A 3942-nucleotide genomic window follows, 5' to 3' on the forward strand; every position below is an offset into this window, starting at 1 on the left:
ATATAATTGAGGTTAGCTACCCGTTTAGGGGTTACCGATATACGCCGCAAAGGAGTTGCCACAATGGGCGCTACCTCCGCCTTGCGCCGAAAAATTCTGGCTAACGAAGAGCCTGTTGGCGGCGCTGGCATAAATATTTCTGCCAGGTGGACGCAGCCATGCTGCAGAAACCACTAAAAAAACCTCAACCATGATCAAACAGACATTTTTCGCGGCCATCGCCGCCGCAACGCTGATCGCCTGCAACGACAGGACAGACAAAACAACCACGACCACCACGACGGATACCTCGTCGATGATGACGACGCCCCCGCCCGCTACTACCGACACCGGTATGATGCGCACCGACACCATGGGCACAGGTGCCACCCACACCCCCGGTAACACCACTACCAGCACAACAACAACTTCAACCTCTACCAACCAGGCCTATGCGCCCTCCGAGGGCGACGTGAGCCGCCACAACGGCAAGGTGGTGGTATACCACAATGGCAAGTGGACGAGCTCGACCTCCGAGGTACGTCTCGACAATGGCGCCACGGTGAACTCCCAGGGCCGCGTAACCTATAACGGTGAAAACCGCGACCTCGAAGAAGGCGAACACGTAACGAAGGCCGGACGCTTCTTCGACAAGGCGGGCAACGCCATCGAGCACGGCTGGGATGCCACCAAGACCGGCGTGAAGAAAGGCGCCCAGGCGGTGGGCCATGCCGCCGAAAAAGTGGGCAGCAAGGTGAAGGACGCCGTTACTCCCGATAAGAAGGATCAATAAGCGTTCTTTTTAGCAATAAAGATCCCCGCGGGCTGTTTGCTCGCGGGGATTTTTTTGGCTTGGTCCACGGGAATATTTCTCGCAGAGGGCGCGGAGCGTTTCGCAGCGGGCACGGAGATGCTCGAGCTACCAACAGAAAGGTTTGGAGACATTCCTGCTGCTGGCAATCAACTTCCTGCTCAAGACAGCGGGAGGGGCCCTGCGGGCGGAGTTGGTTGGTGACGACTTTGCCGATACATTACCACCTTACTACGAAGGTGTTACCAGTTGCGGACATAGCGGTGGAAACCGTGCTTCAGGAGGGATACGTTGAAGTTGATCAGGTAGCCCAGCTTCTTTTCGTGGAGGCGGAGGTAGGTGAGCATCTGCGATTCCGCTACCGGCTCCAGCGCCTTCACTGCTTTTAGCTCAATGATGACTTCGTCGTTTACCACGAGGTCCATGTAATAGACGTCGCCCAGGTCTTCGCCTTCGAAAATAAAGGTGATCGGAACTTCGGTGCTGACCCGGAAGCCGCGCTTGCGCAATACAACAGCAAGGGCTTTCTGATAAGCCGATTCCAGCAACCCGGGACCTAAGGCCTTATGCACATAAATAGACGCATCCAGGATGGCGCCGCCGATTTGGTTGAGTTCTTCTTTTTCCATACCCCCAAACCTGCGGCAGCCAGCACAGGATTCCATGTGAAAAACAACAGAATTTCCTGGGTTTTTTCCCATGGAAATCTCCCCCCTCCGCCCGTAGGGCGTCTCTCGCTGTCTCCGTTACAGCGCAAGGGTAGCTACCGTTAAGCGTGCCTCCCAACCTAAATGTTGGTAGCTCGAAGGCCTCCGTGCCCTCTGCGAAACGCTCCGCGCCCTCTGCGAGAAATATTCACAAGAGTGATCTCTCTTAATAATCCAGCGCCCGCCGGAAGCCCTCCCGGAACAGCCCCTGCTGCCCGCTCCCGGGGTAGGGCAGCCGCCTATTCACCGCGTTGTACCCTGCCGCGCGCAGCGGCGCATAGCAGCTGTCGTACACTGAAGTCTTGATAAGGATGATGGGCGTCTCCCGCGGCACGTACTGCTCCAGGCTTTCGAGCAGGCGCTCCAGCAGCAAGGCGTCACTTTCGGTGGTGGGCGAGGCGGGCAGCGGGTAGAAGTTCCAGAGCCAGAAGCCCTCGGCCTGGAAGCGGCGCAGCAGCGCCGTTTTGTCTTCGGTGCGGCGCCCGCCCTTCAGGTAAGCCTCTTTTTCGCGCGGGTAGAGCACACCCATGATCTCCAGGAAGAGCGAGTCCTGCCGCTTTACATCCTCGTAATAAAAGAAGCGCTCCGGGTTCTCCGGCGGCGCCTCCGCCAGCAGCAGCGTCTGCAGTCCCGCCGGGCGGTAGCGGAAACGCGCGGCGGTGTATACGTCCCTGAGAAAAAGAAGATCGTCGGCGTTCATGAGGGAAGAAGGGCTGCAAAGAAGAGGCCGGGAGGAGTTGAGGGGAGATTACATGAGTACATGATTACATGAATACATGAGGGGAGAGGGAGCGCCTCTGCCCGCAGGGCGCCTCTCGCTGTCTTGAACAGAAAGCTGATTGCGGCCTGTAGGAGCGCCTCCAAAAAACTGTAAGCGTAGAATGCGCCTCCGTGCCCTCTGCGAAACGCTCCGTGTTCTCTGCGAGAAAAAAACCACTTGCGCGGGAAGAAACCTCCTTCCAGCCGGCGCGGGCTTTCTGCGCGTGGAAGAACCCTTGCTCCAATCCGGAGCGCCCTTTTGCGCGCGGAAGAAAGGCTCCTCCAAAATGGCGGGCGCTTTTGCGCGGGCGCAGTAGCCCGCTGCCATGGGCGCGGCCCTTTCTTCCGGGCGCAGCAGCCCCGCGCCGCCGGCGCCTGCAACAAGGGTGCAAAAAGAAACGGGCCGCCGCTTGCAAAGGCCCAATCCCTGCCGTAACTTAATAGGAACAAAAAACCCTTGTCATATGAGATCAAAAGCTTTACACTTAACCCCGCTCACGAACGAGGAATTCATCCAGTTTTTCACCCAGCTTCTCAAGGCCATCGACACCGACCCGCTGCCGATGCCGGCCGTCATGCTGGGCGCCAAGGCCAGCGTTGCCGCGCACCTCGAAGACATCAGCCTGCTCTTCAAGCGCGACCACGCCTCGCGTCTCACCCAGAAGCTCGTGCAGCTGGACGGGCGCCGCGACGACTTCGTAGTCGGGCTGCAGGACCTCTGCGAGGGCCACTGCTATAACCCCGACGAAGCCCTCCGCGAGCAGGCCGCCCTCCTCGACCGCCGTCTCGAGGTGTACGGGCCCCGCATCTACAAGCAGAACTACCAGCAGGAGACAGCCATCATCAACGCCCTCGTGCGCGACTTCCGCGAGGACCCCGACTGCGCCGCCGCCGTCGCTGCCCTCGGCCTCCGCACCTGGATCGACGCCCTCGACCGCACCAACAAAGAGTTCGACGCCCTCTTCCTCGAGCGCGCCGCCCTCGAAGTCGACAAAGACATCCCCTACACCATGATCCAGAAGCGCGACGAGATGCGCGTGGCCTACGAGAACCTGCTCAACAAGCTCGATGGCTTCTACCACACCGCCGAAGGCGCCGAACCCTGGGGCCGCATGGTGAAGCTGGTGGAGATACTGACGCAGGAGTATCGGGAGATTGTGAGTGCCAGGAAAGGAAGGAAGGAGGCGAGGAAGGAGAAGGAGGGAACGGCGGAGGCGTGAATTCTTTAATGGATTGTAATAATAAAGCCGCTGCGGGTGCAGTGGCTTTTGCTTTTTAATAATGCTGCGGCCGGCCCGCCACCAATCAATCGGTGCGGGAATGCCGGTCGGGCCGGTTTCTTTTTCTAAAAAGAGGGTTTGTCATCCTGATGCGCAGCATCAGGATCTCTCTAGGTACTAGTAGGAGGCGGCCTGCTGATGCCCGGCAAGATCCTGATCGCAAGCGGCATCCTGATGCGAAGCATTAGCGGGTCTCTGTACCTACTGGAAAGGGTCGGGGCCTTGGTTACGGGTGGCATCTTGTGCTTCCCGTCAGGAGCTCTGTAAGTACTGCCAGGAAGAGACGTTCTGCGCCGTTAAGATCCTGATCGCAGGCGATCAGGATGACAAAGCGTTTATTGTTCAAAAGGTGCGCCCCGCGAGACACTCAGGTGGCCGGTAGATGCGTGTGCGGGGCGCAGGGAAG

Annotated in this window: 4 protein-coding genes; 2 read left to right on the forward strand and 2 right to left on the reverse strand. The window is 58.9% G+C overall.

The window, feature by feature from the left end; genetic code table 11:
• Positions 1-190: 190 nt before the first annotated feature.
• Entirely contained in the window at positions 191-772 is a 582-nt protein-coding gene (locus tag EPD60_RS07610; protein WP_131448485.1) for a DUF6799 domain-containing protein, read from the forward strand.
• 260 nt (positions 773-1032) lie between these two features.
• Here the strand turns inward: EPD60_RS07610 and EPD60_RS07615 are convergent, their stop codons facing one another.
• Positions 1033-1419, reverse strand: coding sequence for a GxxExxY protein (locus tag EPD60_RS07615; RefSeq protein WP_131448487.1), 387 nt, complete (start codon positions 1417-1419; stop codon positions 1033-1035).
• Positions 1420-1663: 244 nt separating this feature from the next.
• The gene (locus EPD60_RS07620) at positions 1664-2197 is read right to left on the reverse strand and encodes a hypothetical protein (protein ID WP_131448489.1); all 534 of its coding nucleotides are present in this window, start codon (positions 2195-2197) and stop codon (positions 1664-1666) included.
• 523 nt (positions 2198-2720) lie between these two features.
• On the opposite strand from EPD60_RS07620, the gene EPD60_RS07625 reads away from it, so the two are divergent.
• A complete protein-coding gene (locus EPD60_RS07625) occupies positions 2721-3476 on the forward strand; it encodes a DUF6261 family protein (RefSeq protein ID WP_131448491.1) in 756 nt (251 codons plus the stop codon).
• The last annotated feature ends 466 nt before the right edge of the window (positions 3477-3942 follow it).

This window comes from Flaviaestuariibacter flavus (assembly GCF_004337505.1).
Taxonomy (GTDB): Bacteria; Bacteroidota; Bacteroidia; order Chitinophagales; family Chitinophagaceae; genus Flavisolibacter; species Flavisolibacter flavus.